This window comes from Kocuria dechangensis, assembly GCF_014636775.1.
In the GTDB taxonomy this organism is placed as follows: domain Bacteria; phylum Actinomycetota; class Actinomycetes; order Actinomycetales; family Micrococcaceae; genus Kocuria; species Kocuria dechangensis.
The window spans coordinates 35,477-54,269 of record NZ_BMEQ01000007.1 but is presented as its reverse complement, the minus strand read 5'-3'; the positions used below and the strand labels follow the sequence as shown (position 1 = coordinate 54,269).

Below are 18,793 nucleotides of genomic sequence, written 5' to 3'. Positions count from 1 at the left end.
ACGGGGACCACCGGCACGCGGAGCACCGGCCGGGGGATCACCGGCGGCGGTGGTCCTCGGGGTGCAGCCGGGGCGCGAAGGACGGCTTGCGGAAGCCGGAGGCCCGCAGCAGGCGCACGACCCGCTGCCGGTCGCCGCGCCACGGCTCGAGCAGCTCCAGCATCCGGCGGTCGTCGCCGGTGCGGCGGTCGAAGAACCAGCAGACCGAGGACGCGAGGTGGAAGTCGAAGACGCTCACCGAGTCCGGGTCCCCGTGCGTGCACTGGACGATCTCCGCGACGGTCCACGGGCCCAGCCCCGGGACCGAGCGCAGCGCGCGGTGCAGCTGCGCGTCGAGGGGCGCGCCGCCGAGCCGCTCCAGGGCCGGGGCCCGCTCGGCGACGCGGCGGACCGTGGCGGCCCGGGCGCCGTCGACCCCGGCGCGGTGCCACTCCCACACGGGGACGGCCCGCCACGCCTCGGCGGTGGGCGGGACGCGCATCCCGTCGGGGGCCGGGCCGGGGGCGGGCTCGCCATGCCGGCGGACCAGCAGCCGGTGGGCGGCCACGGCCTCCCGCACCGTGACGCGCTGCTCCAGCACCGAGACGACCGCGCGGTCCAGGACCCGCCCGGTGGACGGCAGCCGCAGGCCGGGGTGGTGGTGCCGGGCCGCCCGGAGGGGGTGGGGGAGGGCCCGGAACGCGTCCGAGGCCTCGAAGCGCACCCAGGAGTCCTCGGCCCCGGCCCAGCGCGGGGCCTCGGCCAGGAACTCCGCGGCCCCCGGGCCCCAGGCGCGCACGCGCACGGGGCGCCGCAGCGGCCCGCCCGGACCGGTCCGGGAGAAGCACGCCGACACCGGCCCGGCCGGTGTCCGGGCCACCACCCACACGAGGTCCGGGGCGAGCACGCGCACCACCGGGTCGCCGGCGCCGCGGGCCAGGACGCCGAGGGTCTGTCCCAGGTGCAGGGGGCCCGCGGGGTCCCACACGAGCTCGCCGTCCGCGACCGGGCGCGGCGGCGCGGAGGGGGCGGCGGGAGTCGGCATGAGACCATGATGGCAGTCCTGTCCGACGTCCGCGCCCCGCCCGGACGGCACCCGAGGAACCTCCGCCCATGCCCTCCACCGCCGCCCGCCGGCCCGTGCCGTGAGCGCCGCGCCCCACGCCGTGAGCACCGTCCTCAGCACCGCCGCCGGTGCCGCCCCGGCACCGGCGGACCGGCGCGCGCGGTGGACGCCCCTCGCCGTGGCCGCGCTCGTGCTGGTGCTGTACCTGTGGTGGTCCCTGCTGCAGTGGCACCGCTGGGAGGTCCCGTCCTGGGACCTGGGCATCTTCACCCAGCTGGCCAGGTCCTACGCGGCCGGGGACGGCCCCCTCGTGCCCATCAAGGGCCACGGCTACAACCTCCTGGGCGACCACTTCCACCCGATCCTCGTGCTGCTGGCCCCGGTCTACGCCCTCTTCCCCTCCGCGCTGACCCTGGTCGTGGTCCAGGACGTCCTCGTCGCGGGGTCGGCGTGGGCCCTGACCCGCTCGGCGGTGCGCGGCCTCGGCACCGCCCCGGGAGGGGCCCTCGGCCTCGCCTACGGGCTGAGCTTCGGGCTGCAGGCGGCCGTGGCGGTGCAGTTCCACGAGGTCGCGTTCGCGCTGCCGCTGCTCGCCCTCTCCCTCGGCGCCCTGGTGGAGGGCCGCTGGACGGCCGCGGCCCTGTGGGCGGCCCCCGTGGCGTTCGTCAAGGAGGACCTCGGGGTCACGGTCGCGGTCCTCGGCCTCGTCCTGGCGTGGCGGGCCCACCGCGAGGCGGGCGGGGACCGCCGGCCGGTCCTGCTGGGGCTCTCGCTCGCGGCGTGGGGCGCGGCCTGGTCCCTGCTCGCGGTGGCCGTGGTGCTGCCCGCCCTCAACCCCGGCGGGGAGTTCGCCTACGCCGACCGGCTCGACCCCGGCGCCGCCCTCGCCGACCCCCTCGGGGCGCTCGTGTCCCTCGTGGTGCCCGCGCAGAAGGCCCTGACCTGGCTCACGGTCCTGCTCGTCGGCGCGGGGATCGCCCTGCGCTCGCCGCTCGTGCTCGTCGCCCTGCCGACGCTGCTGTGGCGGATGCTCTCCCCGAACCACGGCTACTGGGGCACCGAGTGGCACTACAGCGCCGTGCTCATGCCGGTGGTCCTCACCGCCCTGCTGGACGCCGTCCTGCGGCTGCGCCGCGACCCGCGGCCGGGGCTGCGGCGGCTCGCCGGGGCCGGTCCGTGGCTCGCCCTCGCCGTCGCCCTCCTGCTGGTCCCCGGCCGCCCCCTGGCGGACCTTGCCGACCCCGCCGCCTACGCGGCGGACCCGCGGGCGCGGACCAAGGCGGCGGTCGTCGCGGCCGTCCCGGCGGGGGCGAGCGTGGGCACGGACCTGACCCTCATGCACCACCTCGTGCCCACCACGACGGTCCACTGGCTCGGTAACGAGGGGGACCCGCCGCCCGACTACGTGGTGGTGGACCAGCTCGGCGCCACCTGGGGCGGCAACCCGCCCGCCGACGTCGCGGGGTGGGCGGAGCAGCACTACGGCGCCCCCTACGCGGTGGTGCGTGACGAGGAGCACCTCGTGGTCGCGCGGCGGCAGGGCTGAGCGCGGCACCGCGTGCGCTAGACTGACAGGACCGAATCCGGTCACTCCCTCACTTTCTCGTGCAACGCGATGGCCCCCAAGGCGCATCGTGTTCGGCGCGCGGCACGCCCGCGCCGTGTCCGACGCTCCCGCCGCAGGCGGGAACCCAGTGGTTGGCAGGGACGTCCGGACACCCACCGTGGCCGACGCCCCCGGCACCCCACCCGGTACCGTCCCGGGCCGCCACCCGCACAGAACGAGGCACCTGCATGACCGCTGACACCCCCGTGACCCCCGACACCGCCGACGAGCCCAGCGTCACGTTCGCCGAGCTCGGGATCGACCCCCGTGTGCTCGCGGCCGTCGACGACATCGGCTACGAGACCCCCACGCCGATCCAGGCCGCCACCATCCCGGTGCTGCTCCAGGGCAACGACGTCGTGGGCCTGGCCCAGACCGGAACCGGCAAGACCGCGGCCTTCGCGGTGCCCGCGCTGTCCCGGCTCGCCGAGCTCTCCGACGTCAACGGCGTCTCCCGCGACACCCAGGTGCTGGTGCTCGCCCCGACCCGCGAGCTCGCCCTCCAGGTCGGCGAGGCGTTCTCCTCCTACGCCACCCACCTCGAGGACTTCACGGTCCTGCCCGTTTACGGCGGCTCCCCCTACGGCCCCCAGCTGGCCGGCCTGCGCCGCGGCGCCCAGGTCGTCGTCGGCACCCCCGGCCGCGTGATCGACCACCTCAAGAAGGGGTCCCTGGACCTGTCCCACCTGCAGTACGTGGTCCTCGACGAGGCCGACGAGATGCTGCGCATGGGCTTCGCCGAGGACGTCGAGGAGATCCTGAGCCAGACCCCGGCCGAGAAGCAGGTCGCCCTGTTCTCCGCCACCATGCCCCCGGCCATCCGCAAGATCGCCAAGAAGTACCTGCGCTCCCCGCAGGAGATCACGGTCAAGGCCAAGACCACCACCGGCACCAACACCCGCCAGCGGTACCTGCAGGTCATGGGCTCCCACAAGATGGAGGCCATGACCCGGATCCTCGAGGTCGGGGACTACGACGGCGTCATCGTCTTCGTGCGCACCAAGGCCGCCACCGAGGAGGTCGCCGACCGGCTCAAGGCCCGGGGCTACGCCGCCGCCGCGATCAACGGCGACATCCCCCAGAACATGCGCGAGCGCACCGTCGAGGCCCTGCGCGAGGGCAAGATCGACATCCTCGTGGCCACCGACGTCGCCGCGCGCGGCCTCGACGTGGAGCGGATCTCGCTCGTGGTCAACTACGACATCCCCCACGACACCGAGTCCTACGTGCACCGGATCGGCCGCACCGGCCGCGCCGGGCGCTCGGGCGAGGCCATCCTGTTCATGACCCCGCGGGAGAAGTACCTGCTGCGGGCCATCGAGAAGGCCACCCGCCAGCCGGTCGAGCTCATGCGGATGCCCTCCACCGAGGACGTGAACCAGACCCGCAAGCAGCGCTTCGCGCAGCAGATCACGGACACCATGGAGTCCGAGGACCTGACGCAGTTCCGCGAGCTCGTGGAGCAGTACCAGGACGAGCACGACGTCGACGCCGTGGAGATCGCCGCCGCGATCGCCGTGATGGCCCAGGGCGGGCGCCCCTTCTTCGTGGAGGAGCTGCCGGAGCCGGCCCCCCGCTCCCGCGACCGCGAGCGCGGCCGCTCCGACCGGGAGGGCGAGGGCGGCCCCCGCCGGGAGCCGCGCGTGGAGAAGGGCATGGCCACGTACCGGCTCGCCGTGGGGCACCGCCACCGTGTCTCGCCGGGCTCCATCGTGGGCGCCCTCACCAACGAGGGCGGCCTCAGCGGCGGCCAGATCGGCGCGATCGACATCCGCTCCACGCACACCCTCGTGGGCCTGCCGGAGAACCTGCCCGCCTCGACCCTGGACCGGCTCGCCGGCACCCGGATCAACGGCGAGCTGATCCACCTCGAGGCCGACCACGGCCCCGTGGGCGGCGGCCGGGGCCGCCCCAAGGGCACGTCCTCCTACCAGGACCGGCCGCGCCGCAACGGCCCCGCCCGCGGCGGGGAGTCCCGCGGCGGCTACCAGGGCAAGCGGACCGACCGCGACGGCGACAAGCCGTTCCGCAAGCCGCGCCACAAGAGCTACTGATCCGGTAGTGGCGCCGCCGCGGCGGCGCCGGGCGCACCCGTGACGGGTGCGCGGAGGGGGATGGGCCGCACGGCTCATCCCCCTCTCACGTGCCGCCGCTAGGGTGGGCGCATGTCGGGCTCGCGCTGGGAGAGGGTGCGGACGGAGCTGAACTCCGTCCGCAGCCGTGCGCTGGCCACGACCCTGGCCGTCCTGGCCGGCACGCTCGTCCTGGTGGGCGGGCTGACCCACTACCTGCGCCTGCTGGACGCCGATGAGTCCGTGCGCCAGGACATCCTGCAGGAGGCCGGGGAGCTGCAACGGCTCGCGCAGCGCGGCCCCCTCGGGCCCGACGCGCCCCCGTCCGAGGACCTCGACGCGCCCGCGGAGGTGCCGTTCACCGACCTCGCCCAGCTCTTCTACACCTACATGACCACCACCGTCCCGGGGGAGTACGAGAGCATCCTCGTGCTCGTGGACGGGGAGCCGGTGTTCGAGCACGCGGACCGGTCCCGGTTCCAGCTCGACGACCCCGCCACGCTGGCGGCGGTGCGGGAGCGGGCCGAGCCCGGGCGGACCGTCGTCTTCGACCACGAGCAGGACGGGCGCGTGCTGCGCCTGGGCGTGATCTCCGTGCGCCTCGACCAGGACCCCCGGCAGGGCTACCTCGTGGTGGGCAACGACATGAGCGCGCAGTGGGACATCGTCCTCGAGTCCCTGTGGCGCTACACCGGCATCGCCGCCCTCTCGACGGTCCTGGCCGGCATGGGCGCCTACGTCATGGTCGGCCGGGTCACCGCCCCCATCACCCGCCTGCGCCGGGCCACCGAGCAGATCAGCCCCGAGGACCTCGGCCGCCGGGTGCCCGTGACGCAGGACGACTCCGACGTCGGGCAGCTCGCGGTCAACTTCAACAGCATGCTCGGCCGGATCGAGACGGCCTTCGTCCAGCAGCGGAAGTTCCTCGACGACGCCGCCCACGAGCTGCGCACCCCCCTGACCATCCTGCACGGCAACCTCGAGCTGATGGACGAGCAGGACCCCGCCGACGTGGCGGAGACGCGCGCCCTGCTGCTCGACGAGATCGAGCGGATGAACCGCCTGGTGGAGGACCTGCTGCTGCTCGCTCGGGCCCAGCGCGCCGACTTCATCCGCCCCGCCCCGGTCGACGTGGGGCCGTGGCTCGACGCCACCCTGGAGCGGCTGCGGGCCCTCGGCGACCGCCGCTGGCAGCTCGACGCCCGGGCCGGAGGACTGGTGGTGGCCGACGAGCAGCGGCTCACCCAGGCCGTGGTCCAGCTCGCCGCCAACGCCGTGAAGTTCTCCTCGCCCGGCGACGTCGTGGCCCTCGGTGCCGCCTGGGCCGCGGACGCGGACGGCCGGGCCCTGGAGGTGTGGGTGCGGGACACCGGCGTCGGGGTCGCCCCGGAGGACCAGGAGCGGATCTTCGAGCGCTTCGGCCGCGCGGAGACCGGCCGCACGGTGGAGGGCTCCGGGCTGGGCCTGTCGATCGTCGCCGCCATCGCCCACGGCCACGGCGGGAGCGTGGGCCTGCGCTCGAGCCCCGGCGACGGCTCCACGTTCACGCTCCGGCTGCCCGAGCACCCGCCCGCCGCGCCCCCCGACGGCCTCCCCGGCGACGTCGCCGGGGACCACTCTGCCGCGGACCACTCCGCAGATCCTTCCGCGGACGACCCCGCAGACCACCTCGCAGACCACTCTGCAGACCGTCCCGGGAACGGCCCGCCGGCCGTTCCCGTCCCGCACCCGACCCGGAGGACCACCCCGTGACCAGCATCCTCATCGCCGAGGACGAGGAGCGGATCTCCCGCTTCATCCAGAAGGGCCTGCGCGCCGCGGGCTACACGACCACCGTGGTGGAGGACGGCCCCACCGCCCTCGACTACGCGAGCACCGGCGAGTTCGACCTCGTGGTCCTCGACGTCGGCCTGCCCGGGATGGACGGCTTCATGGTCCTCTCCGTGCTGCGCTCCATGGGCTTCACCCTCCCCGTGATCATGTGCACGGCCCGCGACTCCGTGGAGGACACCGTCGCCGGCCTCGAGCAGGGCGCCGACGACTACCTCGCCAAGCCCTTCCGGTTCCAGGAGCTGCTCGCGCGGGTCCGGGCCCGGCTCCGGGACCGCGCCCCGGCCGGGGCGGCGCAGGAGGAGCTGAGCTGCGGCGGGCTGTCCCTCGACGTCGGCACCCGCTGCGCGGTGGTCGAGGGCCGCGAGATCGAGCTGTCCGCCCGCGAGTTCGCCATGGCCCGGGCCTTCCTGGAGAGCCCCGGGCAGGTGCTCACCCGGGAGCAGCTGCTCAACAAGGTGTGGGGCTACGACTTCGACGGGTCCTCAAACGTGGTGGACGTCTACGTGCGCTACCTGCGCAACAAGATCGGCGCCGAGCGGATCGTCACGGTCCGCGGCGCCGGTTACCGGCTCGCCCGCCTCTGAGCCGCCCGCCTCTGAGCCGCCCGCCTCCGACCCGCCCGCCGTCCCCGCGCGGGGAGCGGCGGGCGGCCGGATGAGAACGTTTTCATGAACGACTCATGTTCGCATCATGTCCCTCGGCCACTGTGGAGGCCTGACGGAACGGCGCCGGACCCCCGGCGCCGCCGCCCCCCGAGGAGGACACGATGAGCGACGACGAGCTGCGGGTGGTGCTGTACTCGCACGACTCCCAGGGCCTCGGCCATACCCGCCGGAACCTGGCGCTGGGCCGGTCCCTCGCCCGGCACCTGCCGGCACTGACCGGCCGCAGGGTCACGGGCATGCTGCTGACCGGCATCGACGCCGCCACCGCCCACGGCCGGCCCGACGGCTTCGACTGGGTGGTGCTGCCCGGGATCCGCAAGGGCACGGACGGCTACGCCCCCCGCAACCTCGCCGTGGGCATGGCGGAGCTGACCTCCCTGCGCTCCGGGATGGTGGACGCCGCGCTCGCCGGCTTCCGCCCGCACCTCGTCGTCGTCGACCGCCACGCCTGGGGCGTGGACCGGGAGCTGCTGGAGCCGCTCCTGCGGCTGCGCGCGCAGCACCCCGGCACGGTCGTGGTCCTCGGCCTGCGGGAGGTGCTCGACGAGCCCGCGGCCGCGGCCCGCGAGTGGGCCGCGCTGGGGGACCTCGACCTGGTGCGCGAGGTCTACGACCAGATCTGGGTCTACGGCGACCGCGCCGTGCACGACCCGGTGGCCTCCGGCGAGATCCCCGCCGAGCTCGCCGACCTCGTCCGGCACACCGGCTACCTGGCCACCGGACGGACCCCCGGCCCGCGCACGAGCGGCGTCGACCGCCCCTACGTCCTGTCGATGGCGGGCGGGGGCGCCGACGGCCACAGCCTCACGCTCGCGGCCGCCCGCGCCCGGGTCCCCCACGGCCACCGGCACGTGGTGATCACCGGGCCGCAGATGCCCGAGGAGCACGCCGAGCAGGTCCGCGCGGCCGCCGTGCCGGGCACGCTCGTCCTGCCGTCCGTCCCGGACGCGCTCGCCGAGGTCGCGGAGGCCGGCGCGGTCGTGTCCATGGGCGGCTACAACTCGGTCGCGGAGATCCTCACCACCAACACCCCGGCCCTCGTCGTCCCGCGGGAGCATCCGCGCCAGGAGCAGCTGATCCGGGCCCGGGCCCTCCAGGCGCACGGCGCCGTGGACGTGCTGACCGCCGACGCCCTGACCAGCGCCGCGCTCAGCGCCTGGCTGCACCGGGTGGTCGGCACCGTGCAGCTGCGCCGGCACCTGGCGCTGGACGGCCTTGCCGCCGTCCCCGGCCTCGCCGCCGGCCTGCTGCACGGGACCGCGACGGCGCCCCCCGAGCCGTCCCGCGAGCTGTCCCCCGAGCCGTCCGCCGTCCCGGCCGGCGTCCCCGCCGCCGCCGGAGGTCTCCGGTGAGCGCCCCCCGGATCGGCTACGTCCTCAAGGTCTACCCGCGCTTCTCCGAGACCTTCGTGGTCACCGAGATCCTGGCCCGCGAGGCGCAGGGGGAGCAGCTGGAGATCTTCGCCCTGCGGCACAGCACCGACCCCCGGTTCCACCCGGAGCTGGCCCGCGTCCAGGCCCCGGTGCACTACGTCCCACGCCCCGAGCGCGCCTCGGAGGGCTGGGCGGTGCTCGCCCGCGCCGCCGAGGTCGTGCCCGGCTTCGGCGAGCGCCTCGCGGCGCTGCTGCCGGACCTCGTCCGGACCGAGGCGTCCGAGGTGCACCAGGGCGTGGCCCTGGCCGTGGCCGTGGTCGAGCAGGGGATCACGCACCTGCACGCCCACTTCGCGTCCCTCTCCGCCCGCGTCGCCGAGATCGCCTCGCGCCTGACCGGGGTGCCGTTCACCGTGACCACCCACGCGAAGGACATCTTCCACGAGTCCGTGGACCCCGCCCGGCTGCGCCGCACGCTCGAGCACGCGCACGACGTCGTGGCGATCTCCGAGTACAACCGGCGCCACCTGCGGGCCGCGTTCCCCGAGCACGCGCGGAAGCTGCGGCTCGTGCGCAACGGGCTGGAGTTCGCCCGCTTCCCCTACCGCGACCCCGCCCCCGTCGGGGAGAGCCTGCGGGTCGTCGCGGTCGGCCGGCTCGTCGAGAAGAAGGGCTTCGCCGGGCTGGTGCGCGCCGTCGCCGCGCGCCGCGCCGCCGGGGCCCGCCTGAGCGTCACCATCGCGGGCGGCGGGGAGCTCGAGGCCGGCCTGCGGGCGCTCGTGGCGGAGCTCGGCCTCGAGGACGTCGTGCAGCTCGCCGGGCCCCGCACCCAGGCGGAGGTCTGCCGGCTGCTGCGCGCCGCGGACGTCTTCGTGGCGCCGTGCGTGGTGGGCGCCGACGGCAACGCCGACGGCCTGCCCACGGTCCTGCTCGAGGCGATGGCCATGGGCGTGCCCGTCATCGCGTCCGACGTCACCGGCATCCCGGAGGTGGTGCGCAACAGCGGGCCCCGCACCGGGGTGCTGGTGCCCGCAGGGGCCCACGACGAGCTGGTCCGGGCGCTCGCCGTCGTCGCCGGTCCAGGCTTCGACCGCACGGGCACCGCCCGGGCGGCCCGCGCGCTCGTGAAGCGCGACTACGACTCCACGGGCCAGGCCGCCGCGCTGCGCGCCCTCCTGCCCGTCCCGATCCCCGAAGGAGCGAGCCGCTGATGCGCGTCGCCTACGTCTGCGCCGACCCCGGCATCCCCGTGTTCGGGACCAAGGGCGCCTCCGTCCACGTCCAGGAGATCCTGCGCGCCTGGCGCGCCCGCGGCGCCGAGGTGCGCCTCTACGCCACCCGGCTCGGCGCCGACGTCACGGCCGACCTCGCCGACGTCCCGGTCGTGCACGTGCCCGTCCCGGCCGCGCCCGCCGGGGACGGCGCCGACCGGGCCGCGCGCGTCGCCGCCCGGGAGCGCGCCCAGGCCGAGGCCGCGCGGCGGCTCGCCGCACGGGTGGTCGCCGACGGCGCCGACGTCGTCTACGAGCGCTACTCCCTGTTCTCCACGGCCCTCGCCGAGGCCACCGCCCGGCTGGGGGTCCCCGGGGTCCTGGAGGTCAACGCCCCGCTGATCGACGAGCAGCGCGTCCACCGCGACCTCGTCGACGAGGCCGCCGCCCGCGCCGCGCTCGCCGCGCAGGTGACCGCCGCCGAGCGCACCGCGTGCGTCTCCGAGCCGGTCGCCCGGTGGGTCGAGCGCGCCGTGCCGGTCCCACCCGGCCGGGTGGTCGTGGCGCCCAACGGCGTCAACCCGGAGCGGGTCGGGCCCTGCGCCGACGCCTCCGCCCAGGGTCCGGACACCGCCCCGCCCGTCGTCGTCTTCGTCGGCACCCTCAAGCCGTGGCACGGGGTGGAGCACCTGCTCCGCGCCCGCGCCGCCGCGACGGGGGACTGGCGGCTGCGGATCGTGGGGGACGGCCCGCAGCGCGCGCCCCTCGAGGCGCTCGCCGCCGAGCTGGGCGTCGACGTGGCGTTCACCGGCGCCGTGGCCCCCGCGGACGTCCCCGCCCTGCTGGCCGACTGCGCCGTCGCGGTGGCCCCCTACCCCGCCACCGAGGACGCCGCCGACCAGTACTTCTCCCCGCTGAAGCTCTATGAGTACGCCGCCGCGGCCCTGCCCGTGGTCGCCTCCCGGGTGGGCCAGATCCCCTCGGCGGTCGAGGACGGGGTCGGCGGCCTGCTCGTCGAGCCCTCGGACCCCGCCGCGCTCGCCCGCGCCGTGGACGCCCTCGTGGCCGACCCCGCCCGCCGCCGGGCCATGGGCCGCGCCGCCCGGCGGACGGCGGTCGAGCAGCGCTCGTGGACGGCGGTGCTCGACCGCCTCCTCGCGGGCACCGCCGTGGGACGCCCGGTCGGACACCACAGGAGGCACCCCGGCGAGCAGGGCCCCGCGGCCGCGGAGGTCCCGGCGTGAGCCGCAGGAGCCGGGGGCGGACCGGCCCGAAGGCCCTCGGGCGCACCGTCGCGCTGATCCGGCCGCACCTGCGCGAGCACCGCCTGCTGATCGCGGCCGGGGTCCTGGTGCTGCTGCTCGAGGTGGCGTTCCGGGTGCTCGAGCCCTGGCCGCTGAAGATCGTCGTCGACGCGATCTCCCGCTCCCTCGGGGCGCAGAACGTCGACGGGTGGATCCCCGGGGCGTCGTGGCAGCTGCTCCTGGCGGCCGGCCTCGCCACCGTCTCGATCGTCGGCTTCCGCGCCCTGTTCAACTACCTCGCCACGGTCGCGTTCGCCCTCGTGGGCTCCCGCGTCTCCACCGTCCTGCGGGCCCGGGTGTTCGACCACGTCCAGTCCCTGTCCGACCGCTACCACTCCGTGTCCCGGGTCGGGGACACGGTCCAGCGCCTCGTCTCGGACATCGGCAAGCTCCAGGAGGTCGCCGTCAGCGCGGGCCTGCCGCTGCTGGCCAACGTCATCACCCTCGTGGCGATGTGCGGGGTGATGCTGGTTCTCGACCCGATGCTGGCCGGCGTTGTCGTCGTGGCGATCCTGGCGTTCCTGCTGGTCGGCCGCGGCTCCTCGGCGCGGATCACCGAGGCGTCCCGGAGGACCCGGCAGGGGGAGGGCGCCCTGGCCAACACCGCCCACGAAGCCCTCGGCGCCGTCCGCACGGTGCAGGCATACGGGCTGGAGGGACGGATGGCGGAGACCTTCCGGCGCTCCAACGAGCAGGCCCTCACCGAGGGCGTGCGCTCGCGCCGGCTGGCGGCGGGGCTGGAACGCTCCACGGACGTCATCGTGGGCGCGGCCACCGCGCTCGTGGTCGTCGGCGGCGGGATGCGCGTGCTGCAGGGCGCCATGACCCTGGGCGACCTCGTGCTGTTCACCACCTACCTCAAGACCTGCATGAAGCCGCTGCGGGACATGGCCAAGTACACCGGGCGGATCGCCCGGGCCGCCGCCTCCGGGGAGCGGGTGGCCGACCTGATGGACGAGACCGTGGACGTCCGGGAGAGCCCGGGCGCCCGGGAGCTGCCGGGGGTGCGCGGCGAGCTCGCCCTCCACCACGTCGACGCCGCGTACGGCGACCCGGCCGACGGCGGCAGCACCGTGCTGCGCGACGTGGACCTCGTGATCCCCGCCGGCCAGCACGTCGCCGTCGTCGGCCCCTCCGGCTCCGGGAAGTCCACCCTCGCCTCCCTGCTGGTGCGGATGATGGACCCCGTCTCCGGAGCCGTCACCCTGGACGGCCACGACCTGCGCCTGCTCACGCTGGGCACCGTGCGCGGCAGCGTGGCGCTGCTGCTCCAGGACTCCGTCCTGTTCCACGGCACCGTCCGCGAGAACATCCGCCTCGGGCGCCCGGACGCCACGGACGCGGAGGTCGAGTCCGCGGCCCAGGCCGCGCAGGCCCACGACTTCATCACCGCGTTCCCCCAGGGCTACGACACCCCGGTGGGGGAGCGGGGCTCGACCGTCTCGGGCGGGCAGCGCCAGCGGCTCGCCATCGCGCGCGCCCTGCTGCGCAACGCGCCCGTGGTCGTGCTCGACGAGGCGACCACGGGCCTGGACCCGCAGGCCACCTGGGACGTCACGGCCGCGATCGGGCGCCTCGTGCGCGGCCGCACCTCCCTGGCCGTCACCCACGACGCCGCCCTGGCCCTCGCGGCGGACCGCGTGCTGTGGGTCCAGGACGGCAGGGTCCTGCTCGACGGCGCCCCCGAGGAGCTCCTCGCCCGGCCCGACGGCGTGTTCGCCGCGTGGGTCGCGCAGCAGGAGGCACAGCGGGAGTCGCAGCAGCAGTCCCGGCCGGAACCGCAGCCGGAGCCGGACCCGGTGTCGCGATCGGTGTCGCAGCAGCAGGGGGTCCGGCCGTGACGGGCCGGCTGCCGGACTCCTGGGCCGGCCTGCCCGCCCTCGAGGTCCTCCTCGACGCTGCACGGCTCACCGGACTGTTCGGCCAGGAGCTGGGCGGCTCCCTCCGGACGAGCTCCCTGCGCTACAAGCCGGGGGTCTCGGCCGTGGCCCGCCTGGACGTGGCGCCCACCGGGGCGGTGCACTGGGTCGCCGCGTTCGCCCCGCCCGCCGCGGGGCGCACCGGCAAGCTCGACAAGGCCGTGGCCCGCGGCCGCCGACGGCTCGGCACCGACGACGCCGTGCTGGTCCGGGACGTGCCCGGCCGCCCCGGGCACCGCCTCGCCGTCGGACGGATCGGGGCGGACCTCGACCTCGGCGGCCCCCTGTCCCAGCTGGGAGCCGACCTCGCCCGGGACCTGGGCGGCCCCGCACAGCGGCACCGGCTGCTGCGCTTCAACCCGCGCCGGCGCCTCGTGCTCACCGGGCACGACGACGACGGCGCCACCGTGGTCACCAAGCTCACCGCCCGGCCCGCCCCCGTCGGCGCGGACCTGCTGGCCCGCCTCGCCGCCGCCGGGATCCCCGTGCTCGCCCCCACCGACCCCGCCGGCCTGCCGCGCGGCCCGCACGTCCTGCACTACCCGTGGTTCGGCGACGGGGACCTCGCCGGCCTCGGCTCCCCGGAGCGGGGCGCCCCCGGCCCCGACGTGCCCGGCCCCGACCTCCCTGGCCCCGACCTCCCCGCCTCCGACCTCCTCGGCACGGCCGCCGAGGCCGGTGCGGCCCTGGCCCGCCTGCACCTGCTCGGCCCGGAGCAGGTCGAGGCCTCCCGGGTGCCGGCGGCCGTGGACCCGGCGGCCAGGCTCGGCGCGCTCGCCGCGGACCTCGCGGACCTCGACGCCGGCCTGGCCGAGCGCTTCGCGCGCACCGCGCAGGCCGCTGCCGCGGCGCTGGCCGCGCAGGGAGAGGGACCCGCGCGGCTGCTGCACGGCGACTTCTCCGCGGACCAGGTGCTCGTGCACCGGGCGGCGGCCGCCGGCGCCCCGCGGCTGCTGCTGGCCGACCTCGACCGGCTCCGGGCCGGCGCCCCGGCCGACGACCTGGGCTGCTTCCTGGCCGTGGAGCTGCTGACCGCGCAGGAGGCCGCGGGGGCGCGGCCCGCCGTGGGCACCGCCCTCGCGGAGGCCCTCTCGGGCGGCTACGGCCGCGCCGCCACTGCCCTCGGGGCGTGCCCGCCGGCCCGCGCGGACGTGCTCGCCTGGGCGGCGTTCCACGTCCTGGGCCGGGCCGCGGAGCCGTTCCGCGCGACCGCGCCCGGCTGGCGGGAGGCCACCGCCGGGCGGCTGGAGCTCGCCGAGCGGCTGCTGCGCGCGGCGCGGCGGGACGCCGTCCCGCACGCCGTCCCGCGCACTCCCCCTCACCCGGTCCCTCACTCGCTCCCGCCGGCGGACGCGCCGCGCACGGGCCCGTCGGAGGCGACCGGTCCGGACCCCGTCCCCGACATCAGCCGCGACATCAGCCCCGTCATCGTCCCCGAGACGGTGCCCGACGCCGACGGGCGTCCCCTCCGCGTGCGCCGCGCGTGGCCCGCGGCGGAGGCCCGGATCCTGCTGGAGCTCGAGGACGAGCAGGGACGGGTCCGGGCGGGGGAGTCGGTCCCGCGGCCCCGGGGCGGCCGGGAGGTCCGGGTGGCACCCCACGCCGAGGACCCCCGCCTGCCCGGGCTGGCCTCCGCGGCGGCCGGCGGCCGCCTGGTGGTCCACCGCTGGGGCCGCCGCGCCGTGGTGGCCGCCCCGGACCGCTACGTCAAGCTACTGGCGCGGGGGAAGGCGGAGCGCGTCGCCGCGATCTCCGCCCGCCTGCACGGCCTCGGCACCGCCGCGGGCTTCGCCGTCCCCGCGGTGCTCGCCGCGGCCGGGGACCGGGTGGAGTTCTCCGTCCTGCCCGGACGGAGCCTGCACGAGCTCGGCGCCGCCGGGGACGGGCCCGCCTGGCGGGCCGCCTGGGAGGTCTGGGCGCGGCACTGGCCCGTCCTGGCGACCGCCGTGCCGGGGACCGGGGAGCTGCCGGAGCACACCGCGGAGGACGAGGCCCGCACCCTGCTCGGGTGGGCGGCACACCTGGAGTCCTTCCCCGGCCTGCTCCGGGCCGCCCCGGGAGCCGTCGCCGCCCGCGCGGAGCAGATCGCCGGGCGCCTCGTGGCGCTGCCCGCGGACCGGCGCGCCCGGGCGGTGCTGCACCGGGACCTGCACGACCAGCAGCTGCTGTTCGACGGCGCGCGGGCGGGCCTGCTGGACTTCGACACCGCGGCGGTCGGCGAGCCCGCCCTGGACCTCGCGAACCTCGCGGTGCACCTGGACCTGCGGGTCGCCCAGGGGCTGCTGGCACCGGAGCTGCGGACGGCGGGCCGCGCGGCGGTGGACGAGGTGGGCCGGCGGCTCGCCGTGGACCCCGACCGGCTGGCCGTCCACGCCGAGGCGACGCGCCTGCGCCTCGCGTGCGTCTACGCCTTCCGGCCGCGCTGGCGGGCCGTGGCGCAGCAGCTGCTCGACGGCCGGGCTTCCTGAGGGGGCTCTCATGTTCTCATGCCTGTCTCAACCGTCTCCGGGAGAGTGGAGGCCATGAAGATCATGTGGTCGGCAGTCTCGCTCGTGGCGGTCTCGGTCCTGGCCGTCCTGCTCTGGAGCGCCGCGACCGGCACGAACAGCGTCGAGGTCGTGCGCGACGGCGTCTCCACGACCGGCAGCTCCGCGCCCGCCCGCACCCCCGGCAGCGTGCGCACGGCCGACGCCGCCCCCGGCGAGCCCACTCCCGTCGCCTCGGAACGCCCTCCGGCCGCGGAGAAGGACGCGGACGAGGACGGGAAGGAGGGGCCGGAGAAGGACGCGGCGGAGGGGGCGGCGAAGGGCGCCGCGGAGCCGGCCGCGCCCGGCGACGGCGGGAAGGCCCCAGCGCCCGAGCAGCCGGCGCCGGCCCCCGTGGTCCCGGCGCCCGCTCCCGAGCCGCCGGCCCTGGCGCCCGCCCCCGTGCCTACTGCTCCGGCACCCGCTCCCGCGCCGCCGGCCCAGGTGCCCCTCCCGGTGCAGCCGGCCCCGCCCGCCGGCGACCCGGACGACGACGGGGACGACGACTCGGACGACGGCGGCGACGACTGGGACGACGACTGAGCGGTGCGGTGCGCACGGGGGCCGCCCCGCGGACCTCGCGCGACGGCTCCCGAGGAGACCCGCGGACAGCCCCTCGGAGAGGCCCCCGCAGCGGCCGGATCGGCCCGCAACCTGGGCCGACACGGGGTCCGTGGGGCCGCGCCGAGGAGGGGCCGGGCGATTTTTGTTTTGCCGAAACCTGCTGGTAGAGTCTTCGTCGTTGCCCCGATAGCTCAGTGGTAGAGCGCCATCTTGGTAAGATGGAGGTCCCGGGATCGATTCCCGGTCGGGGCTCTCATGATGAGATTCCGCGGCCCGGCCGACAGGCCGGTTCCCGCGGTGTCCCATCTACCTGGCGGTGTAGCTCAGCTGGTTAGAGCGCACGACTCATAATCGTGAGGTCGACGGATCGAGCCCGTCCACCGCTACGGCGAAAAGCCCGTGACCCTTGACGGTCACGGGCTTTTTCCGTTCCCGGCCCGGCCCGCGCCGCCCCGTAGAATGGCCGGGTGCCCGCCGCCCCGGGGCGGCCCCCGTCGCGCGAGGAGCAACCATGCCCGTGAACCCCGATCTGGTCGGGCGGACGTACCCGCCGGCCGAGACCTACAGCGTGGGACGGGAGGCGATCCGCGACTTCGCCCGCGCCGTGCAGGCCGGCCACCCCGCCCACCACGACGTCGAGGCGGCCCGCGCCCTGGGCCACGCCGACCTCGTGGCGCCGCCCACGTTCGCGATCGTCGTGGCGCAGCGCGCCGACGCCGCGCTCGTCGCCGACCCCGAGGCCGGCATCGACTTCTCGCGCGTGGTGCACGTCGACCAGCGCTTCACCCACCACCGGCCCGTCGTCGCCGGCGACGAGCTGGTGGCCGAGCTGCACGTGGACCAGGTCCGCGCGGTGGGCTCCGGGGCGATGGTGACGTCCCGCGCCGAGATCAGCACCGTGGCCGGCGAGAAGGTCGCCACCACGGTCTCGTCCCTGTTGGTGCGCGGAGAGGACCAGTGACCATGACGGCAGCCATCGTGTTCGAGGAGCTCGAGAAGGGGCAGCGGATCGGGGAGCGCCGGATCGAGCTCTCCCGCGCCGACCTCGTGCGGTACGCGGGCGCCTCCGGCGACCTGAACCCCATCCACTGGAACGAGGAGTTCGCCCGCTCGGTGGACCTCCCGGACGTCATCGCCCACGGGATGCTGACGATGGGCGCCGCCGTGCAGCTCGTCGTCGACTGGGCCGGGGACCCCGGCGCCGTCGTGGACTACCAGACCCGCTTCACCAAGCCGGTCGTCGTCCCCAACCGCTTCGGCACCGAGGTCGAGCCCTCGACCGCGCTCACGGTCACCGGGTCGATCGGCGCCGTCGACGCCGACGCCCGCACCGTCCGGGTGGACCTCGCCGTGACCGCCCCCGACCTCTCGGCGCCCGGCGCCGACCCCGCGACCGCCGCGCAGCTCAAGGTGCTCGTCAAGGCCCAGGCCGTCGTGCGCATCGCGTGAGGGCCTGGCGCAACGCGGTCCTGGCCGTCTACCTCGCGTCCGGGATCGGGCTCTCGGCGTGGTTGACGCGCCTGCCCGCGATCGCCGAGCGGCTCGAGCTGTCCCCGGCGAGCCTGGGCGCCCTGCTGCTCACGCAGACGGTCGCCGCCTTCGCCTCGGTCTCGACGTCCGGGATGACCGTCCTGCGCCTGGGCGCGTCCCGGACGCTGCGCCTCACCTCCGGGATCGTCGTGGTGGGACTCGTGCTGCTGGGCCTCGGCGTGAGCCTCTTCGCGTCGGTCCCGGTGACGGTCGTGGGCATGCTGCTCTTCGGCCTGGGCTCGGCCACGTGGAACGTGGCCGCGAACGTCGAGGGCACCGCGCTCGAGAACGCGCTCGGCAAGCACATCATGCCCGTGCTGCACGCCTTCTTCTCCATCGGGACGGTGGCCGGCGCCGGCGTCGGCGCCCTCGCGGCGGCCGCCCGGGTCCCGGTGGTCTGGCACGTCTCGGGCGCGGCGGTCCTGGTGCTCGCCCTGGTCTGGGGCGGGCTGCCCTTCCTCCGCGGGGAGGGCACCCGGGTCCGTCCGCGGGAGCCGCGGACGGACACCGGCTCGATCGACCTCGCGGCGCTGGCGGCGGACCGGCCGGCGCAGGGCATGCGGGCCGCGTGGCGCAACCCCCGCACGGTCCTCGTGGGCGTGTTCGTCCTCGGCATCGCACTGGCGGAGGGCGCGGCCAACGACTGGGTGGCACTGGCCCTGACCACCGGCTACGGCACCACGGAGGCTGTGGGCGCGCTCGGGTACGGGATCTTCGTCACGGCCATGACGGCCGGCCGCCTCGCCGGCACGCCGATGCTGGACCGCTTCGGGCGGGTCGTCATCCTCCGCGTCGCGTGCTCCCTCGCCCTCGCGGGGCTGGCGGTGTTCGTCGCGTCCCCCTCGCTGGGCCTCGGCCTCGCGGGCCTGTTCCTGTGGGGCCTCGGGGTCTCCGTGGGCTTCCCGGTGGGCATGTCCGCCGCCGCCGACGACCGCTCCAACACCGCGGCCAGCGTCTCGGTCGTCTCGACCCTGGGCTACGGCGCGTTCCTCGGCGGGCCGCCCCTGCTGGGCCTGCTGGGCGAGGCCGTCGGGGTGCGCCAGGCGCTGACCGCCGTGGCGGGTCTCGTGGCCGTCTCCCTGCTGCTGGTCCCCGCCCTGCGGGTCCCGCCCGCGGGGCACAGGGTCCCCGGGACGGGCCGATAAG

Annotated in this window: 14 protein-coding genes and 2 tRNA genes; 15 read left to right on the top strand and 1 reads right to left on the bottom strand. The window is 76.4% G+C overall.

Features of this window, described 5'->3' with window-relative positions; all coding sequences use genetic code 11:
* Positions 1-37 precede the first annotated feature (37 nt).
* The gene (locus tag IEW07_RS08585) at positions 38-1,024 is read right to left on the bottom strand and encodes a DNA-3-methyladenine glycosylase family protein (RefSeq protein WP_188536253.1); all 987 of its coding nucleotides are present in this window, start codon (positions 1,022-1,024) and stop codon (positions 38-40) included.
* 100 nt (positions 1,025-1,124) lie between these two features.
* Here IEW07_RS08585 and IEW07_RS08580 point away from each other — a divergent pair, with 100 nt between their 5' ends.
* The 15 genes from IEW07_RS08580 (at position 1,125) to IEW07_RS08510 (ending at position 18,792) form a co-directional block, all read left to right on the top strand.
* Positions 1,125-2,591, top strand: a complete 1,467-nt coding sequence (locus IEW07_RS08580; RefSeq protein WP_229741671.1) for a DUF2079 domain-containing protein — start codon at positions 1,125-1,127, stop codon at positions 2,589-2,591.
* Between the two features lie 248 nt (positions 2,592-2,839).
* Positions 2,840-4,705: a DEAD/DEAH box helicase gene (locus IEW07_RS08575; RefSeq protein WP_188536251.1), complete on the top strand. Its 1,866-nt coding sequence runs from the start codon at positions 2,840-2,842 to the stop codon at positions 4,703-4,705.
* A gap of 111 nt (positions 4,706-4,816) precedes the next feature.
* Positions 4,817-6,475: a sensor histidine kinase gene (locus IEW07_RS08570; protein WP_188536249.1), complete on the top strand. Its 1,659-nt coding sequence runs from the start codon at positions 4,817-4,819 to the stop codon at positions 6,473-6,475.
* Positions 6,472-7,140, top strand: a complete 669-nt coding sequence (locus IEW07_RS08565) for a response regulator transcription factor (RefSeq protein WP_188536247.1) — start codon at positions 6,472-6,474, stop codon at positions 7,138-7,140. Before IEW07_RS08570 ends, IEW07_RS08565 begins: the two co-directional genes overlap by 4 nt.
* A gap of 182 nt (positions 7,141-7,322) precedes the next feature.
* Positions 7,323-8,573: a glycosyltransferase family protein gene (locus IEW07_RS08560; RefSeq protein ID WP_188536245.1), complete on the top strand. Its 1,251-nt coding sequence runs from the start codon at positions 7,323-7,325 to the stop codon at positions 8,571-8,573.
* The gene (locus IEW07_RS08555; protein ID WP_188536243.1) at positions 8,570-9,805 is read left to right on the top strand and encodes a glycosyltransferase; all 1,236 of its coding nucleotides are present in this window, start codon (positions 8,570-8,572) and stop codon (positions 9,803-9,805) included. The genes IEW07_RS08560 and IEW07_RS08555 overlap by 4 nt, the downstream gene beginning before the upstream one ends.
* Positions 9,805-11,049, top strand: coding sequence for a glycosyltransferase family 4 protein (locus IEW07_RS08550; protein WP_188536242.1), 1,245 nt, complete (start codon positions 9,805-9,807; stop codon positions 11,047-11,049). Before IEW07_RS08555 ends, IEW07_RS08550 begins: the two co-directional genes overlap by 1 nt.
* Positions 11,046-12,950, top strand: coding sequence for an ABC transporter ATP-binding protein (locus IEW07_RS08545; protein WP_188536240.1), 1,905 nt, complete (start codon positions 11,046-11,048; stop codon positions 12,948-12,950). Before IEW07_RS08550 ends, IEW07_RS08545 begins: the two co-directional genes overlap by 4 nt.
* Entirely contained in the window at positions 12,947-15,496 is a 2,550-nt protein-coding gene (locus IEW07_RS08540; RefSeq protein WP_188536238.1) for a phosphotransferase, read from the top strand. Before IEW07_RS08545 ends, IEW07_RS08540 begins: the two co-directional genes overlap by 4 nt.
* An 18-nt stretch (positions 15,497-15,514) precedes the next feature.
* Positions 15,515-16,096 (top strand): hypothetical protein, encoded by a 582-nt coding sequence (locus IEW07_RS08535; protein WP_188536236.1) that lies wholly within the window; start codon positions 15,515-15,517, stop codon positions 16,094-16,096.
* Between the two features lie 201 nt (positions 16,097-16,297).
* Positions 16,298-16,369, top strand: a tRNA-Thr gene (locus IEW07_RS08530).
* Between the two features lie 60 nt (positions 16,370-16,429).
* Positions 16,430-16,503 (top strand) — tRNA-Met (locus IEW07_RS08525).
* A gap of 125 nt (positions 16,504-16,628) precedes the next feature.
* Positions 16,629-17,078 (top strand): FAS1-like dehydratase domain-containing protein, encoded by a 450-nt coding sequence (locus tag IEW07_RS08520; protein WP_188536235.1) that lies wholly within the window; start codon positions 16,629-16,631, stop codon positions 17,076-17,078.
* Between the two features lie 2 nt (positions 17,079-17,080).
* A complete protein-coding gene (locus IEW07_RS08515; protein ID WP_188536233.1) occupies positions 17,081-17,566 on the top strand; it encodes a MaoC family dehydratase in 486 nt (161 codons plus the stop codon).
* The gene (locus tag IEW07_RS08510; RefSeq protein ID WP_188536231.1) at positions 17,563-18,792 is read left to right on the top strand and encodes an MFS transporter; all 1,230 of its coding nucleotides are present in this window, start codon (positions 17,563-17,565) and stop codon (positions 18,790-18,792) included. Before IEW07_RS08515 ends, IEW07_RS08510 begins: the two co-directional genes overlap by 4 nt.
* Position 18,793: the final 1 nt, after the last annotated feature.